A 17,557-nucleotide genomic window follows, 5' to 3' on the forward strand; every position below is an offset into this window, starting at 1 on the left:
CCTTTATAAACTCGCACAGCATCCTGTTAGCATAGCAAAGGTTAGTGTATGTACCTTCTGCCTTAGACTTGCCAACACCTTCCTTTACCGATTGTAGTTCTGCATTGCTAAGTTCCAACAAAGTGGTAGGAGAGGTTGCTATGCCTTGCAATCTGTTTTTAAGCAGTTCAGCACTTATCACCCCGTCTTTTAGGAGCAGTTCCTGATAGGTCTTTTCCACAAGTTCCCTGAACTCATGGAGCCTTTGACTGGTCTTCCTGTCGGTTGTCAAGCCCTGCTTAGAGTTCCACTCGGAGGGATTGCATTCCTCGCCTGTGGTAATGGTGGTACTCTTTCCGTCTATGGTGATACGGCAGAGGATGACTGTCCGCCCGTCTGCCTTTGTCTTCTGTCTGTTGATATAGAACAGTATCTTGAATGTACTTCTCATTGTCTTGATGTTTTGAAAGAAAGGATAATAAATAAAATAATTGTGATAAGGATTAGATAACCAGCTGCATGTCTTCGGTGAAAGAAAGGAAACGTTCAAATTCCTCAAAGAGTTTCTGGGGTGTTACCTTTGCGTAGCGTTCCGTCATGCTTATGTTGGAATGTCCCAACATCTTGCTCACCGTCTCTATGGGTACTCCCTGTTCAAGCGTGATGAGCGTGGCAAAGGTGTGTCTTGCGGTATGCGTGGTAAAGGGAAAGGATATGCCTGCACGCAGCCTGAGGGCTTTCAGGCAACTCTGATAGTTCTTGTACTTGATGAAGGGAAGCAGCGTTTCCCTTTCATCGCTGTGAAACCTTTCTATCAGCCGTATGGCTTCGGGCAGTAGCTTGACGCGACAGAGAACTCCTGTCTTCTGACGGTTGAACTTCAGCCAGAAGCTGCCCTCGTCATCACGGACAAGATGGGACTTGCTCAGTTCCATCAGGTCGCAATAGGCTGCACCGACATAACAGGCAAAAAAGAAAATGTCCCTTGCCGTTTCCATTTCCTCCTCCAAGTCCTCGAAGCGGAGGACCTTCAACTTGTCCAATGCTTCCCTGTCAAGAGCCTTTGGCAGTTTGTTGTCTCCCTTTGATATTTTCGCCTTGTCAAAAAGGAGCGTGTCTGCCAACCCCTCACGGTATGCCAGCCTGCATACCGTTTTCAAGAAGGTGGCGGCATTATAGAACGTACATTCCTGAAAGCCACACTCACCCACAAAGTACTGTCTGAAATCGTAGATAAACTGCTCCGTGAGTTGTGAGAAAGCCAAGTCCGATACCTTGTACTTCCTTTGTATAAATCTCTGCAAATGGATTCGGGTGGAATGGTAGCCGTGTATGGCTCCTTCCTTGATGTCTATGCCAACATGACTTTCCTTCTCCTTGATGAGCATGTCCAGCCTTTCGGTGAGCATGCAGCGTGCCTGTACGCTGCCTTGAAACAGCCCCTTCACATCGGTTGCGTCAAATGGACAACCTTTAGCTAATAAAGCCTGATAAGCAGAATGGATGGACAATAATAAGTTTTCCAGCTTTCCGTTCACTTCTACCGCCTCACGGCTCTTTCCGCCCATTCTACTTTCACGGGGATTCCACAAATCAGGGTTACAGGATAGTTTGCAGCTGAACTGCGCAATACTCCTTCCAAGCGTGATACGTCCCATGATCGGAGCCTTACCCGACTTGTCCAGACCGCTCTTTTTGAGGTAGAGCAGCACCTTCATCTTCTCTGTTTTCATACGCCTTAATTTTTATGGGCAAAGTTACCCGAATTAAAGCGTTCCTCACTTACGCAGAAAACTTCCGACCGAAGCAACAGCCACACGGGGCGAAAATAATTCAGTTACCTGACATTGCTCCGTCGTTACCTATGGCAAAATAGGGTAACGGTTTAGTAACTGAACTTTTGCCTGAATCTGCATATTGCTGCCCTTTGCGAGCAGGGCAATTTTATGCAAATCGTTCCGTTTCGTGCTCATTATCAGTAAGTTTGCACAAACTTAGATTTATCTTCATTTTCCTTGATTAGTTGCATTGCAAAACAGGCGCTTTTGCTTGGTAAAATAGGCACTATTGCAACGCAAAACAAGTACTATTGCAAAGCCAAACAATTTATATCGCTTTTTAGTAGCATTTTTATTTACAAAGCAAAACCTTTAACTACTTCGCCTTTATAAGTATCTATGTGTAGCGCTATGCTATCGCCTTTATGGAAAAAGGTTGTAGGAATGCTCACGAAAGTACGTACTGTATAATATTCGGGCACTTTGTTTTGCTTATGCAACAAACGTAACGTATATTTCTTCCCACCATTTTTCAACGACTCAACCGATTTTATTCCAACAGCCAACGACTGCAAAGGTTGCTTATCAGCATCTATTTTACCCGATTTCATCGCTAATTCTAAGTTAATATACTTGTTTGTTTTAGCAATCCAAGCACTTGTAAAGCCAACTGGATCGGTGGCGATTGTATCTGTTTCAGGCCGCTGAAGAATGGACAAAACATAGACTTTAGAAAGGGTAATAGGCTCAATGCTTACATCTTTCTTTCTGTAATATAATTGCGCCCGATAGGTTGTATCAGCCTTCTCTACCCATTTTACACGCAGGGAAGGAGACAACAAAAGTGTATCGCCATCGTCCGTAATTGCCGAAACGATAACAGAAGTATTGTTGGTGGTAGCCTCAACAAAGTCGGAACGCAAATAAGAATATTCCGAATCGCCCGTTTTAAAAGCGTCGTTGGTACAACCAGCCAATACGAGAGCAACAATAAAGCAGAATAATATATGTCTACGCATTTGCCTTTAAATAGTTACGAGTAGGGTTAGCATACATTTCAAGCATGCGTCGACGTAGGTATTCCTCGTCCTTATTGACTATTTCTATCTTTGCCAACTGCTGTTTAAGATAGGCATCGAACTTTGCTTTATCAGCATCAGTGTACTTATCAGCGTAAGTTGTAGTACCTTCGAGTTCGTCGAGAGCAATATAATTGTTGGCATAAAGATAATAGTTGCGATGTATTTGCTTGTCGATGTGAAGACAAATAGTGTCTAAGAGATCGCCATTCGATATATTTGATTTACTCTTTAACGCTTCCAAATAATCATCAATACAAGGAGCTGCATGGTAATGAATACTGCCTTTGTAACCAAAAATACCAGTTTGCATACTGATAGCATCGTCCATCGCCCCCTTTTTCCAGTTCACATCATCTCGTTTGGCCTGCATTTCAGCCGCCTTTAGATAGTCGCAAGGGTCGTATTCGTATGAAATTGTAAGCGGAACTATATGGAATTGTTGCAGCTTTTCAAGCAAAGTTCCTTCTGCTCCCAATGCAAACATCTTGAGAATAGACTTCTGCGTGAGATCATTAGAATCCTTTGCACGGCCTTCGCGCTGTGCAATCCAAATATTCTCCCGCTTTTCATTCAATGCAAAAATCATATAGTGGGCCATCTTTATACTTGCTTGCATCAGTTCACGAGGTGTCAAACCACGCTTTACTATGAAGCTTTTATTAACTCGTGCTAAGTCACGCACCCATGGTATCGATAGTAAATTATCGCCAATAGCTATTTCACAAGTTGTAGGAAAGCCTTTATCAATCTGCATTACAGACAGGAAAGCAGAGTCAAGCACTATGTCTCGGTGGTTACTTATAAAAGTATGTTGCTTCGAACTATCTATTTCCGATGCATCCATATCGCAGCCTGTGCTCGCTTTAGCAATGAGTTCTTTCAAGAAAGGATAAGCAAAAGCCTTCTGAAACTCAAGACTGGTCTTGCATTTATGCATATTCTGTCCAATAACTTCAATGGGAACACCAGGATAAAGAAAGTCTAATACTTTATGAAATTGCTCGTTTGCAAGCAGTCGGTCATATACTTCGGGCAATTCTTCAGGCGCAAAAGGCCGTATATCGTCAAATTCAGAAAGCGTTTTCATAACTTATTCTATTATGTTTTTACTAATTCTTAGATTTTCGCTATAGAGCAACAAAGGCGCAATCCTTTCGGTTTGCGCCTTATATAAAATATGTAATTAGAATTGATTTTCCACTATATCGCTTAGCACATCCTTTATATCAAGGCCCGCCGCACGCACTTGCTGCGGAATAAAGCTCGTAATTGTCATACCAGGCGTAGTGTTTACTTCAAGCATATTGATAACATCGTTGCCTTCTTTATCCTTCGTGATGATATAATCAATACGGATAATGCCGTTCGCATGGAGTATATCGTAGATTCGAGAGGTTATTTCTGTTACCTTCTCAGCCAGTTCTTTGCTGATACGAGCAGGGGTTATCTCGTCTACTTCGCCATTGTATTTAGCATTATAGTCAAAGAATTCGTTGCTCGTAACCACCTCTGTTATAGGGAATGGAACCGATTTGTCTTTCGTTTTATAAATACCTTGCGTGATTTCTATACCATCAAGGAAACTTTCAACCATTACGTCCGAACTTTCCATAAATGCTTTACGAAGAGCAGGTGCTATTTGATCTGAATTCTTAACCTTTGAAACACCAAAGCTACTGCCATCAGTTGCAGGCTTAATGAAACAAGGCATGCCTATCTTTTCCTCTATTTCCTTTTCGTCATATTCGTCTCCCAGTCGAAGTAAGATACTTTCTGAAACGTTAATACCATACGATTTAAGATATCGATTCAGCACAAACTTATCGAAAGTGAGCGCTGATGTCAGTACATCGCAAGTAGAATAAGGCATGTTAATGAGTTCAAAGTAACCTTGCATGATACCATTCTCTCCTGGACGACCATGTATTGTAATGTACGCATAGTCGAAAAAGATGGTCTGATCACCGCTATTGAACGAGAAATCATTCTTATTGATAGGTGCAACATGTCCATTCTCAAGGTTAACATGCCATTCTGTGCCCTTAATATCCACAATGTAGATATTATAACGCTCTTTATCAAAGAAGGAATAAAGCCCCTGAGCCGAACGGAGAGAGACATCGTGTTCTGAGGAATCACCACCACAAACGATGGCTATTGTACGTTTCATATCTTTCATTTCTATATCCTTTTTTTGTAACCATGCAAGAATTCTTATCGAATAAGCTTACAATAGTTCTTGTTTTCCGTTTATATAATTTCGCCATTTCTCTATTACGGCAGCTAAATCATCGGGAAGTTCACTTGTAAAGTCCATTTGTTGCTTTGTAATCGGGTGAACAAAACCCAGCGTTTGTGCGTGTAAGGCTTGACGATTGCACAACTTTAAGCAGTTTTGTATGTATGCCCTGTATGTACTTGTGCGCTGTCCGCGAAGTATTTCTGTACCTCCATAGCGTTCATCACCAAATAATGGATGTCCAATATGCTTCATGTGTGCACGAATCTGGTGGGTCCTTCCTGTTTCCAATGTACATTCAATGAGCGTAGTGTAGCCAAATCGTTCTAAAACCCTATAGTGTGTAACAGCAGGTTTACCTATTTCGGAATCTGGTGGAAACACATTCATACGCAGTCTATCCTTTGGGTCGCGCCCAATATTGCCTTCTATACGTCCTTCTTCTTCTGTGAAGTTTCCCCAAACCAAGGCAGTGTAACTTCGATGAGTAGTTTTATTGAAGAACTGCTTACCGAGAAATGTCTTTGCTTCAGGGGTTTTAGCTATCAAAAGCAATCCACTTGTATCTTTGTCTATACGATGAACCAATCCAACTGCAGGATCATTAGGATCAAAATCCTTTAGTTCTCGCAAATGCCAAGCTATGGCATTGATAAGCGTTCCATGAAAATTGCCCGCTCCAGGGTGCACAACCAGTCCTGCAGGCTTATTTATTACCATGATTTCGTTATCCTCATACACCACGTTAAGCGGTATATCCTCAGCAACAATAGTATTATCGTGCTTCGGACGATCTAGCATCAAGGTGATAACATCGTTCGGTCGCACTTTATAACTGCTTTTTACAGGAGTCCCATTTACATGAATACATCCAGCATCAGCAGCTTTCTGTATGCGATTGCGGCTGGAATGCTGCATTCTCTCAAACAGAAATTTATCTATTCTGACTGCATCTTGCCCTTTATCCACTTCCATACGAAAGTGTTCATAGAGCTCCTCGTCATCAGTAATATTGGTTTCGTCTGCGTCTAAAAGATTATCGATCAGATCTTCGTCAAAGTATTCCTCTTCGTCTATCATATTTCATTTAATCGGTAGGCTTGGGCGAATGTGGGTCTGGCGGCAAAGCAGGCGACTGTGGTGGAACCGATGGCACGGTACGTGGCGCATTTCCATCTTTAGTCTTTATTTCATTGCCATTTTCGTCTACAGGGACTTCAACCCAATCATAATACTCTTCGTATTTTGGCTCTTCAACTTCAACATCTTCATATTCAAATGCTGGGCGTTGGCTTGTTGTATCGTTAGCATCACGTGTTCCGTCACCTACTTGTAATACAATCAATGCATCGTTAGGCACACGATCTCCTGCTTGAACAGGCTTTCCATTTACTAAAACGCCATAAACCCAGTCCTTTTCACCAGGAACATATTCAGGGTCGCCCACTTTAAATCCCATAGAAAGCAACAAAGCTTGCGCTTCTCTAAGCGAACTATTGTCGGCAAGATCAGGTAAAGGAAGAGTTGGTGCAGAAGCAGCATTGATAGTAACATAGATTACACGCGTAGATTTAACACGTTTTCCACCTGCAGGTGACTGTTCAAGAATACAATCTGGTGGTAAATCTTTCACATATCCTGTATCTGCAACTTCCATTGTTAATCCTACTTTATCCATGATATCGAGTGCATCGTCATATTGTTTATGAATAACATCAGGTACAACAATAGATTCGCCAACATGCGTATAATAGTCAATTCCGTACCTAACTCCTATCGAAAGTATAGTTACAAGAATGCCTATTGCGAGGATATTTCCCCAAATGTATGTGCTAAAAAAGCTGTGGACGAAAGCTTTTGATGTCATCTTACTTTACTAATAACTTTTTATAGGGGCAAAGTTAAAGAAAAAAACGGAAAGAAGCAAAGAATAGTCTCTCCTTCTTTCCGTTTTCAACTCAATTTTCTGCAAGCCTTCCAGATTATTTTCCGTGATGCTCGTCAGATACTGTAAGTTTCTTGCGACCTTTAGCGCGACGTGCTGCCAAAACGCGGCGACCGTCCTTTGTTGCCATTCTTTCACGAAAACCGTGTTTATTTACACGACGACGGTTGTGAGGCTGAAATGTTCTTTTCATTGCTTTATATTCTTTTTATGTTATTATGCGTATAAAACACGACGTTGAGACATAATCCCACGTTATGGGCTGCAAAATTACTCAATCTTTTTTAATTAACCAAGAAAAGAAAGTTTTTTAGCAGAATTATTTATGTTTTTTTCTATATTTTGCTTAACTTTGCACCGCAAAGCAAATTATTCCGTAACTTTAAACAGGAAATTATTTAGCAATAATAAATAAACAAATTATATAAAGATTATGATTAACTCACAAGAAATCAAAATCGGAACATGTATCCGCCTTGATGGAAAGATTTGGACTTGTATTGACTTTCAACACAGAAAGCCAGGCAAGGGTAACACCGTTATGATTACAAAACTAAAGAATGTTTCTGACGGTCGTGTACTTGAGCGTACGTTCCAAGTAGGTTTCAAACTCGAAGATGTACGCGTTGAGCGTCGCCCTTATCAGTATCTTTACCAAGATCCAACGGGCTACATTTTCATGAATCAGGAAACTTTTGAACAAATTCCTATTCCTCTCCACCAAATTACTGGAGCTGACTTTATGAAGGAAGGCGACGTAGTAGAAGTTGTTACAGATACTTCTGATGGCACAATTCTTTCTGCTGAAATGCCTGTTAAGACAACATTAACAATTACACATAGTGAGCCTGGCGTTAAGGGAAATACTGCTACAAATGCAACAAAACCTGCTACACTTGAAACAGGCGCTGTAGTTCGTGTTCCATTGTTCATCAACGAAGGCGAAGTTATTCAGATTGACACACGCGACGGAAGCTATTTAGGTCGTGTAAATTCATAACACTAAAAGGACAAAAAGGTTAGGACTACAAGCCCATCTTTTTGTCCTTTTCTTTTTTCTATACCACCCCGCAACGCCCAATATCTCTTAAAGTATTATGAAATACAGCATCATTGTTCCTGTTTTTAATCGTCCTGACGAAGTAGATGAACTTCTCGCAAGCTTATTGACACAATCTTTTACCGACTTTGAAGTAATTATTGTGGAAGATGGTTCACAAAAGCCATGTGAAGATATTTGCAAAAAATATGCTGACCGCATTAATTTGCACTACTTTATGAAACCTAATTCAGGACCAGGACAAAGCCGAAATTATGGTGCAGAACGTGCAAAGGGAGAATATTTGCTGATTCTTGATTCTGATGTTGTATTACCTAAAAGTTATTTAAATGCTATTGAGGAAGAATTGAAACGAGAACCAGCCGATGCTTTTGGCGGTCCTGACGCTGCACATGAATCGTTTACCGATACACAAAAGGCTATTTCTTATTCTATGACCTCATTTTTTACTACAGGTGGTATTCGTGGCGGCAAAAAGAAATTAGATAAGTTCTATCCTCGTTCTTTCAATATGGGCATACGACGTGATGTTTATATGGAACTTGAAGGCTTTTCTAAGATGCGTTTTGGCGAAGATATTGATTTTTCTATTCGTATTTTTAAAGCAGGAAAACGTTGTCGTCTGTTCCCCGAAGCATGGGTATGGCACAAACGACGTACTGATTTTAGAAAATTCTATCGCCAAGTCTATAATTCTGGCATTGCTCGCATAAACCTTTACAAGAAATATCCAGAATCGTTGAAACTTGTCCATCTCCTACCAATGGTATTCACTGTGGGCATTATTTTTCTTACTTTACTTTTCTGCCTTGGACTTTTCTTCTCTTTTGCACCATCTCTTTTTAATGCTGCAAAAACCTTTGGCACTATCATTTGTATAAGTTCTATTGCTCCTATCTTACTTTATTCTATTCTGATTTGGATAGACAGTGCTATTCAAAATAAAAGCATAAAGATTGGTTTCCTAAGTATTCGTGCGGCATTTGTACAACTTATGGGCTACGGCTTTGGATTTCTCGAAGCTTGGTGGAAACGTTGTGTAAAAGGCAAGAATGAATTTGCAGCTTTTGAAAAGAACTTCTACAAATAATACTTTATATGATGGAAGAAAAGAAACTAACCATCACTCAATGGGCTGAAGAAGACCGTCCAAGAGAAAAACTCATGAATCTTGGAGCCGAAACGCTCTCTAATGCTGAATTATTAGCTATTCTGATTGGTTCTGGTTCGCCGCGTGAAAGTGCTGTAGAACTAATGAAACGTGTATTATCAGACTGCAAAAACAACCTTAATACGCTTGGAAAACTATCGATAACCGACCTAACTTCTTATAATGGTATAGGCGAAGCAAAAGCCATTACTATTCTTGCTGCCTGCGAATTGGGAAAACGAAGACAAGTAGCAGATATTTTAAAACGCCCCACACTTAATTCAGCAAATGCCATATACAATTATATGTGTCCAAAAGTGCAAGATAAAGATGTTGAAGAAGCGTGGATTTTACTCATGAATCAAAAGTTAGACCTTATCGAAGCTAAATGTATCTCGCACGGAGGAATAACTGGAACTGCTATTGATGTTCGTATCATATTAAAAGAAGCGTTATTAAAAAATGCTACTGCCATTGCTTTATGCCATAATCACCCAAGTGGTAATCCTTCACCCAGCAGAGAAGACGACAATATTACGACGTCTGTAAAGAAAGCTGCAGATACGATGTGTATTTATTTCGTAGACCATGTTATTGTAGCCAACCAGCGCTTTTATTCTTATCGTGAAGAGGGAAAAATATAGTTAGCTACACATGTTAAAACATCAAGACATATAGTCATTTAGTAGAATCAGCTCATCAGAAGTTCAGTAATACTCATAAGCAATAACAAGAAGATTAGGATAGTATTCTTTTTCATTCCATATTATTTTATAGTTATCTTATGTGTATGAACCAAAAGGCATTAAGTTCAAAATTAAAATAGTTATTATTCTTACATTCGTAGAACTAATAGATTGTACGAATCTTGTCAAGCATCATTCTAAACTTAAGCAAGTACGCTCCTTCAAAAATCTTTAAATATTATAAGTTGTAAATACATAAAAGTCAGAGCATTATAGACGTCCTTTTATTTATTATTAAAAATGCAATGATTTATAATTATAAATTTCAAAATTATAATAACAAAATTATTTTTTATAATTATAATTTTTCCGTGCCATTATTATAGTTGATAATAACGACTTTAAAAATCATCTAACAAACATATATAGCGAAACACATTTTAATTACGTTGCTCTTAAAATTTTTAAATTTACTGCCACAAAACTACCCACAACACTACACCTCTTTTACTTTGAATGGGCTTTTTCAGTTTGTACCTTTGCACCATCGCACGGGAAAAAGCACTTGTGTGCGACGAAAAAAGCAAGTGCAATATTTATTAATCTTAATATTTTTAATTAATGAACTATTCAATTACAAAAAGAAAGATGGGCGTTGGCCCAAAGAAAGGCACAACAATGTTTGTTGCCAGAGCAGTTTGCCAAAAGCAACGTGTAAGTTTCGACAAACTTTGTGAATTTATGGCTGATGGTTCTACTGTGAGTCAGGCAGATGTTGCAGCTGTTTTCTACAAATTTCGATCTGTATTAAACTTACTTTGTTCGCAAGGAAACATTGTAGATGCGGGACCGCTCGGCAAATTCCGCCCTACTTTTACTGCGAAAGCTGTAGAAAAAGAAGAAGACTTTAAGCCTTCCACTCACATCATTAAGACGCAGGTTTTATTTAAACCAAGTGCAGATTTTAGGACGCTACATGATGTAGAATTCTTTAAAATTACTGCAGAATCAAAAGGTAAAGGTAAGAAAAAACCTGAAAATGGCGGAGGCTCACAACCACACCCATAAAAAATGTTTTGAAATTGAAAGAAACTGAATTAGAGATGCACTAGAAATAGTGCATCTCTTTTTTTGTATCATATAAATATGCAACAATTTAAATACGAAATATGCTAATATTTATAATGAAAAGGGCGATGCTAATCTTTATTTCGATGGATATATTAAACCTGTGGGAATAGAAGATATACATGCTTACTTGTATGTTAATTATAAATTGTTAGATGCCGACGACAATATTCTTATAAGATACAGAAACGATTCGGTTGTTATTGCTAATCACTATGCAAAGGACATACAAGAAAGCAAAAATCGTTGGGTAGAGAAAAAAGTTAATCAATTAACACCACAAGACTTTAAATGGCTGCCTTATCGTTTTTACTTTGATGTAATAGATAAAAAAGTTGCAGTTTATGTGCTTCATATAAAGCTTACGAATAGAAAAACACTATAAATGCAAATTAAACAAAATAAAACTGAACAAATAAAAATAATTTGTTTTTTTTAAAAAAAGGTGTTAGCTTTGTAAGCAGATATAAATAAAATTAACATTAACTTATGAAAAGAAGATTTTTTAAAAAGAGTTTATTATTGTTTGGCATAATGACTTTTTATGCATGCTCTCAAATAAGTGATATAGAGCCGAAGAGCAAACAAACAGTAACAAATAGTTATACTACTTATCTAAACAATATAAACGTGAGACCCCAACGTTCTGCAAAAGAGGCTAAAAAATTAGCTTCTATATATAGTAAAGAATTCTATGGAGAAACTCGTGCAGGAGACAATAATATTAAAAATTGGGAAATTGAGAAGATATTAGCTAATGTTAAGCCTAGTACACGCACTATAAATGGGGAAGATTCCATTATGCCGGTAGATACTATGTTCTACATCTTAAACAATTCAACAACAAACTCATTTTGTATTGTATCGGGAGATAGACGTCTTGGTGATGATGTATTAGCATTTTCTGGTGATGGTATATTAGAATTGGATAGTTTAGATGGTTCCGAAGGTATTAATGATTTTCTATCTCGCCTTCCTGATTATTATCGTCTGCAGTTTAATTATTTTAAAAAACATGCAGATCATGAGAAGCCAGAATACCTTGAAGACGTAAAAAAGGATACAATAGACCCTTATTCTCCACTTCGTCCTAAAACTGAATCAGGACGCCCGGAAATATGTGAGAAGACAGATAAGATTATTGAGCCAGAGAAAAGTATTCCCGAAGTTCCATATGAAATAGAAGTGGTAGGACCTTATAGTTCTAACTCTTGGGGTATAGAGGCTTCTTTTGAATCTATGCGCTATTGTATGAAAAATGAGTGTTCTTTATCTGAACGTAATACGGTTGCTATTGCACAATTAGTTTCAACATTTCAATATCCAAGATCTTACAAAGGTATAGAGTTTGATTGGAAGCTTTTACACAAATACAACAGTCTTAACGATGTTCTAACAGAAAAAGAACAGTATTTTGCACAAATGCTTAAACTACATCAAAAGATAGGTGAGGCTATAGATATCTATAAAGACTCTTATAACATAGAGAATTATTTTCTAAAGATACCAAACACATTAAGGGATATGGGGTATTCTCATCCATCATCTATAACTGATTACAGTATGATAGATGTAATTCAAAGCATTAAGAATAAGTCTATTGTACCAATGTTCGGATATGCTACGAAATATGCTCACCATATTTGGTTTATTAGAACAAGTGGATACAAATATAAAGATGGTTATGTTTGGCTATGTGATGGGTATAAAAAAATGGAAATGGGTGTAAAAGCGTATACAGACCGTGGCATTGAATTCTTAGGGAATGGTAAAACTTACTACCTTTTACATATAAATTGGGGAATGGGTGGTAAGTATAATGGTTATTTTTGTGCGGATGTACTTTCGCCAGAAAGAAATGCCACTCAATATAAATATCATTTAAAGACAATTTTAAACATTAAACCTTAACGTTATGAAGAAAATATTTTTAGCTGTAATGATGCTATTCCTAATGACATCTTGTTGGGATAAAGTTTATGATGAAGGTGGTGGATATTATGACCATATCAGCTACCGAGGTTCCAACAAATATTGGTATAGTATTTATACAATTCCTCATCAAATTATGATAGATTTTCCTATTCAGGGGGAAGACAAATTGCCAAATTATGATGATAAAAAGCGGGATAGTTGTACGTTTAGAGTGGAATTTACGCGATCTACGTCAGTATATACAACACTTTACAACATTTCCGACTTTAAGAAATATGCTAATATTTATCATGAAAAGGGCGATGCCAATCTTGATTTCGATGGATATATTAAACCTGTGGGAATAGAAGATATACATGCTTACTTGTATGTTAATTATAAATTGTTAGATGCCGACGACAATATTCTTATAAGATACAGAAACGATTCGGTTGTTATTGCTAATCACTATGCAAAGGACATACAAGAAAGCAAAAATCGTTGGGTAGAGAAAAAAGTTAATCAATTAACACCACAAGACTTTAAATGGCTGCCTTACCGTTTTTACTTTGATGTAATAGATAAAAAAGTTGCAGTGTATATGCTTAATATAAAGCTTACGAATGGAAATACACTATGGAATATTTGCAATGCATGCTTACTACCAAAATCTGCTTATGTAAAACAAAATATCTATAATAAGTTGAAGCAAATAGAGCAACAACAAAACGAGAAAGAGAAAAGACATTTAGTTATACCTTAAAGGCGAAATAAAGGGCACAATTTGCTGTTTTGCATTACGAAACAGCAAATTGTGCTTTTTAATTGTCTACTATAGTTTTGAATATTCTTAGTTGCTTTTTGTATAAACCTAAATAGGGATATTATGGTTTTATAACCATTTGAGTTTAATAAAACAAAACTTTTTGTTCTAATACACATTCTCCTAACCCCGTCTCTTTGTATTCGCTAAAAAAATAGCTATCTTTGCACAAAGAGGCAATGTGTGCTGTAGTGATTCAACATACAAAAATAAAACTCTGATTATTTAGATAAACTCAATATAAACACTATAAGGATATGAGGAAACATTTAATTTTGCTATGTATAATGGTTATTTTGTTGCCGTTACACACAACAGCACAATCGTTTAAAAAAGAAATTTATGCTAAACCAGAACTTTCGGCAAACAATTATCTTGCTTATCCTACGCCATCTGGAAAGCTAACTCCACCGCCAACGGGCTATATTCCGGTGTATATTTCGCATTATGGAAGGCACGGTTCGCGTTATCTTATTCACGATTATCAATATTTACGTCCATTACAAATACTCGAAAAAGCCGATTCTATGGGTGTTCTTACCAGTAAAGGAAAAGAAACTATAGCAAAAATACGCCGTATGTATGCCGAAGCATATAACAGATGGGGCGAACTTACACCATTAGGAGCAGAACAACACAAGCAAATAGCAAGAAGAATGTACAAGCGTTTTCCTTCTGTTTTTAAAGATTCTGTATGGGTAGATGCAAAATCGACGGTTGTTATTCGTTGTATTTTATCGATGGAAAACGAACTTCAGGAACTTATAAGGCAAAACACACGTTTAAAAGTGCGTTGCGATGCCAGTGCACACGATATGTATTATATGAATCTTTCGGATAAAAAACTAATGTTACAAAAAGAAACCGAAGAAGTGAAAAATGCACAAAACGATTGGGATAAGCAACATTTAAACTTCCGTCCATTAATATCGCGACTTTTTACAGATAGTAGTTTTGTAGATAAAAACATAAACGTTGGACAATTTGTGCGCGATTTGTTTAGTCTGGCAGGTATTGTTCAGAATTCTGAAATACGCCATTCGTTATCGTTATACGATATTTTTACGCCCGACGAATTATATTCTCTCTGGCAACGGTCTAATGTTTGGTGGTATTTACATTATGCAGGAGCTCCACAAAATGGAGGAAACCAACCTTTTTCGCAGCGAAATTTGCTACGAAAAATAATAACCGAAGCCGATTCATGTTTATCGCTCCCACATCCAGGGGCAACTCTTCGCTTTGGACACGATACAATGATAATGCCTTTAACCTGTTTATTAAACCTTAACAACTATAATGTACAAGTGTTTAATCTTGACAGTTTGGAAACAAAAGGTTGGAACAGTGCACATATATTTCCAATGGCAGCAAATATTCAGTTTGTTTTTTATAAGAATCCTAAGAACCCCAAAGCCGATATTCTTATAAAAGCATTGCTTAACGAGGAAGAAGTTACAATGCCATTGCCTAAAACTTCTACTCCTTATTATTATAAGTGGAACGACTTTAAAACATTCTACCTTAAACTGCTTAATAATTACAAAGAACCGCAATAAAAATGGGTAGAAAGAGGAATAAATAAACAGGAAAGCGTATAGAAAGTTGCTTCTTAATTTACTGTTAGCAAACTTTTTATACGCTTTATATTTTTATTTTGCTATTGTTTATAGCAATTTTGGTAGTTCGTATAGCTTTGTGCCATTACTACCTTTTATTAGTATATAATGGTTTTTAGGCATATTGTGAGCTAATTCGGCTTTCACCTCTTCTACATCTTTAAATTTTTGGAATGTAGTTTTGGTTTTTCCAAATTCATCGCCCACAAGCCACACATTTGTAATGCCTGCTGCAAGCAGCAAATCTACTATTTTTTGATGTTCTTCGGCAGTAACATCTCCTAATTCTCGCATATCTCCAAGTATTGCCATTTTATTTTTTACAGCCATTAATCGGAAGTTTTCTATGGCAGCAGCCATACTTGAAGGGTTAGCATTGTAGGCATCAACAATAAGTTTGTTGTTTTGTGTTTCGGTTAGCTGAGAACGATTATTGCTCGGCACATAATTTTCTAATGCGTGGCAAATTTGTTGTGTTGAAACGCCAAAATGCAAACCTATAGCAATGGCAGCCAACATATTATCTAAATTATATGCACCTACAAGATGGGTAAGAACTTCTTTCCATTCGCCTCCAGCCTCATGCCAACGGAAGCGAAGAAAGGGAGCACAATCTACAATTTCGCCTTGTATATTTGCAGTTTCGTCTTGACCATACGAAACAATTCGTTCAAAATTGCGTTGTTCAGCCATTTCGGTAAGGTCGGTATTACTTTCGTTTAGGAAAAGTAAACAATTGTGTGCTTTCAAATAATCGTAAAGTTCGCCCTTTGTTTGTTTCACACCTTCAAAACTTCCAAAACCTTGCAGGTGAGCACGCCCTACATTTGTTATTAATCCACAGGTAGGTTCTACATATTCTACCAACTTTTTAATATCTCCTTTATGAAATGCTCCCATTTCTATTACAGCAATTTCGTGTTCGGGACGTAAACATAACAAGGTTTTAGGTATACCTACATCGTTGTTAAAATTGCCTTCTGTGTGCAATACATTATATTTCTCTGCCAAAACAGCCGAAATTAGCTCTTTCGATGTAGTTTTTCCGTTTGTTCCAGTAATACCAATCACAGGAATTTGGAATGTACGGCGAGTCAGGCAGATGTTGCAGCTGTTTTCTACAAATTTCGATCTGTATTAAACTTACTTTGTTCGCAAGGAAACATTGTAGATGCGGGACCGCTCGGCAAATTCCGCCCTACTTTTACTGCGAAAGCTGTAGAAAAAGAAGAAGACTTTAAGCCTTCCACTCACATCATTAAGACGCAGGTTTTATTTAAACCAAGTGCAGATTTTAGGACGCTACATGATGTAGAATTCTTTAAAATTACTGCAGAATCAAAAGGTAAAGGTAAGAAAAAACCTGAAAATGGAGGAGGCTCACAACCACACCCATAAAACTTTAGATTAACTTATTAAAAATGATTAGGAGATGCATCAAAAATGGTGCATCTCCTTTTTACGTCTATACGAGAAATGAGAACAAAATAATAAGAGGGTAAATCGAAACGCTTTTCCGACTACCCTCTTATTCAAACATCAGCAATTAAATAAGTCAATAACTAAACATTATTAAGTTAAGTGGCGAGTAAGTCAATAGCCCATGAGCATTTCGTTTCTTATAAATTAATAATCTCACATTTTCTTTATTTCCTAGTTAATGCTTACGCTATTTACTAAAATGTCAGTTATGATGCAAACTTATCCTTGTTATCCACTGCTGCAATAAAGGTTATGCTATCATTACCAGCTTGTACAGCTAAGTCTGAACGTGACAGCAAATTCTCTATGTTCTTATTTTCACTATCACTATCATCATTATTAACCGACATATCATTCATTATCTAGCGTCTGCTTTACAAGTATAGTCTTAAATGCGCAAAATGTTTCTAATAGAAAGATCCTGGCTTTCGTAATAGATAATAGCTTGTTTTTTACATTTACCTTATTTAGACTTATAATAATAAATTACAAAATTAGAGAATAGCTTTTCTATTAGGTTTTAATATCATAAAAGGGTTACTTAAAGCATAATAAAATCGTAAAATTGCTATTTTAATACTTTGCTGAAAATGCAAAAATACACCTAAAATCAGACTTTGAGCCTGTTTAAAATGAATTATAAATCTCTGATTAACAAATGCTTGCTTATTT

General features: G+C 37.3%; 18 protein-coding genes and 2 pseudogenes. 10 read left to right on the plus strand and 10 right to left on the minus strand.

Annotated elements, in window-relative coordinates; all coding sequences use genetic code 11:
- Both HXN26_RS02475 and HXN26_RS02480 read right to left on the minus strand, forming a co-directional pair.
- A partial coding sequence (locus HXN26_RS02475) for an Arm DNA-binding domain-containing protein (RefSeq protein ID WP_273158494.1) occupies positions 1 to 430 on the minus strand: 430 nt, incomplete at its 3' end.
- A gap of 52 nt (positions 431 to 482) precedes the next feature.
- The gene (locus HXN26_RS02480; RefSeq protein ID WP_273158456.1) at positions 483 to 1,712 is read right to left on the minus strand and encodes a site-specific integrase; all 1,230 of its coding nucleotides are present in this window, start codon (positions 1,710 to 1,712) and stop codon (positions 483 to 485) included.
- Between the two features lie 14 nt (positions 1,713 to 1,726).
- On the opposite strand from HXN26_RS02480, the gene HXN26_RS02485 reads away from it, so the two are divergent.
- A complete protein-coding gene (locus HXN26_RS02485) occupies positions 1,727 to 1,855 on the plus strand; it encodes a hypothetical protein (RefSeq protein ID WP_273158457.1) in 129 nt (42 codons plus the stop codon).
- Positions 1,856 to 2,113: 258 nt separating this feature from the next.
- Here the strand turns inward: HXN26_RS02485 and HXN26_RS02490 are convergent, their stop codons facing one another.
- The 6 genes from HXN26_RS02490 to rpmH all read right to left on the minus strand — a co-directional run bounded on the left by HXN26_RS02490 (position 2,114) and on the right by rpmH (position 7,216).
- A complete protein-coding gene (locus HXN26_RS02490) occupies positions 2,114 to 2,776 on the minus strand; it encodes a NigD1/NigD2 family lipoprotein (RefSeq protein ID WP_273158458.1) in 663 nt (220 codons plus the stop codon).
- A complete protein-coding gene (locus HXN26_RS02495; RefSeq protein ID WP_273158459.1) occupies positions 2,769 to 3,926 on the minus strand; it encodes a 1-acyl-sn-glycerol-3-phosphate acyltransferase in 1,158 nt (385 codons plus the stop codon). The genes HXN26_RS02490 and HXN26_RS02495 overlap by 8 nt, the downstream gene beginning before the upstream one ends.
- 96 nt (positions 3,927 to 4,022) lie before the next feature.
- Complete coding sequence (locus HXN26_RS02500; protein ID WP_024999822.1) at positions 4,023 to 5,018, minus strand: D-alanine--D-alanine ligase; 996 nt, start codon at positions 5,016 to 5,018, stop codon at positions 4,023 to 4,025.
- A gap of 48 nt (positions 5,019 to 5,066) precedes the next feature.
- Entirely contained in the window at positions 5,067 to 6,158 is a 1,092-nt protein-coding gene (locus tag HXN26_RS02505; protein ID WP_273158460.1) for an RluA family pseudouridine synthase, read from the minus strand.
- Positions 6,159 to 6,165: 7 nt separating this feature from the next.
- Positions 6,166 to 6,945, minus strand: coding sequence for a PASTA domain-containing protein (locus HXN26_RS02510; protein ID WP_024999823.1), 780 nt, complete (start codon positions 6,943 to 6,945; stop codon positions 6,166 to 6,168).
- 115 nt (positions 6,946 to 7,060) lie between these two features.
- Positions 7,061 to 7,216, minus strand: a complete 156-nt coding sequence (gene rpmH, locus HXN26_RS02515; protein WP_004354441.1) for a 50S ribosomal protein L34 — start codon at positions 7,214 to 7,216, stop codon at positions 7,061 to 7,063.
- A 240-nt stretch (positions 7,217 to 7,456) separates the two neighbouring features.
- Here rpmH and efp point away from each other — a divergent pair, with 240 nt between their 5' ends.
- The 8 genes from efp (at position 7,457) to HXN26_RS02555 (ending at position 15,343) form a co-directional block, all read left to right on the plus strand.
- Positions 7,457 to 8,023 carry an elongation factor P gene (efp, locus tag HXN26_RS02520; protein WP_024999824.1) on the plus strand — a complete coding sequence of 189 codons (567 nt, stop codon included), beginning with the start codon at positions 7,457 to 7,459 and terminating at the stop codon, positions 8,021 to 8,023.
- Between the two features lie 97 nt (positions 8,024 to 8,120).
- On the plus strand, positions 8,121 to 9,173 hold the full coding sequence (locus tag HXN26_RS02525; protein WP_273158461.1) for a glycosyltransferase family 2 protein: 1,053 nt from the start codon (positions 8,121 to 8,123) through the stop codon (positions 9,171 to 9,173).
- Between the two features lie 8 nt (positions 9,174 to 9,181).
- Positions 9,182 to 9,877, plus strand: a complete 696-nt coding sequence (gene radC / locus HXN26_RS02530) for a RadC family protein (RefSeq protein ID WP_273158462.1) — start codon at positions 9,182 to 9,184, stop codon at positions 9,875 to 9,877.
- A 663-nt stretch (positions 9,878 to 10,540) separates the two neighbouring features.
- Entirely contained in the window at positions 10,541 to 10,987 is a 447-nt protein-coding gene (locus HXN26_RS02535; RefSeq protein WP_273158463.1) for an HU family DNA-binding protein, read from the plus strand.
- 163 nt (positions 10,988 to 11,150) lie between these two features.
- Positions 11,151 to 11,432 carry a hypothetical protein gene (locus tag HXN26_RS02540; protein ID WP_273158464.1) on the plus strand — a complete coding sequence of 94 codons (282 nt, stop codon included), beginning with the start codon at positions 11,151 to 11,153 and terminating at the stop codon, positions 11,430 to 11,432.
- Between the two features lie 104 nt (positions 11,433 to 11,536).
- Entirely contained in the window at positions 11,537 to 12,958 is a 1,422-nt protein-coding gene (locus HXN26_RS02545) for a Spi family protease inhibitor (protein ID WP_273158465.1), read from the plus strand.
- Positions 12,959 to 12,962: 4 nt separating this feature from the next.
- Positions 12,963 to 13,724 carry a hypothetical protein gene (locus tag HXN26_RS02550; protein WP_273158466.1) on the plus strand — a complete coding sequence of 254 codons (762 nt, stop codon included), beginning with the start codon at positions 12,963 to 12,965 and terminating at the stop codon, positions 13,722 to 13,724.
- 317 nt (positions 13,725 to 14,041) lie between these two features.
- Positions 14,042 to 15,343 carry a histidine phosphatase family protein gene (locus HXN26_RS02555; RefSeq protein ID WP_273158467.1) on the plus strand — a complete coding sequence of 434 codons (1,302 nt, stop codon included), beginning with the start codon at positions 14,042 to 14,044 and terminating at the stop codon, positions 15,341 to 15,343.
- 108 nt (positions 15,344 to 15,451) lie between these two features.
- Here the strand turns inward: HXN26_RS02555 and HXN26_RS02560 are convergent.
- Positions 15,452 to 16,495, minus strand: a pseudogene (locus HXN26_RS02560) (UDP-N-acetylmuramoyl-tripeptide--D-alanyl-D-alanine ligase); the annotation flags it as partial.
- Between HXN26_RS02560 and HXN26_RS02565 the strand changes: the two are divergent.
- Positions 16,490 to 16,801 (plus strand): annotated as a pseudogene (locus HXN26_RS02565) (HU family DNA-binding protein); the annotation flags it as partial. The pseudogenes HXN26_RS02560 and HXN26_RS02565 overlap by 6 nt on opposite strands.
- A 290-nt stretch (positions 16,802 to 17,091) precedes the next feature.
- Here HXN26_RS02565 and HXN26_RS02570 read toward each other — a convergent pair.
- Entirely contained in the window at positions 17,092 to 17,244 is a 153-nt protein-coding gene (locus tag HXN26_RS02570; protein ID WP_273158468.1) for a hypothetical protein, read from the minus strand.
- Positions 17,245 to 17,557: the final 313 nt, after the last annotated feature.

This window comes from Prevotella aurantiaca (assembly GCF_015262605.1).
Taxonomy (GTDB): Bacteria; Bacteroidota; Bacteroidia; order Bacteroidales; family Bacteroidaceae; genus Prevotella; species Prevotella aurantiaca.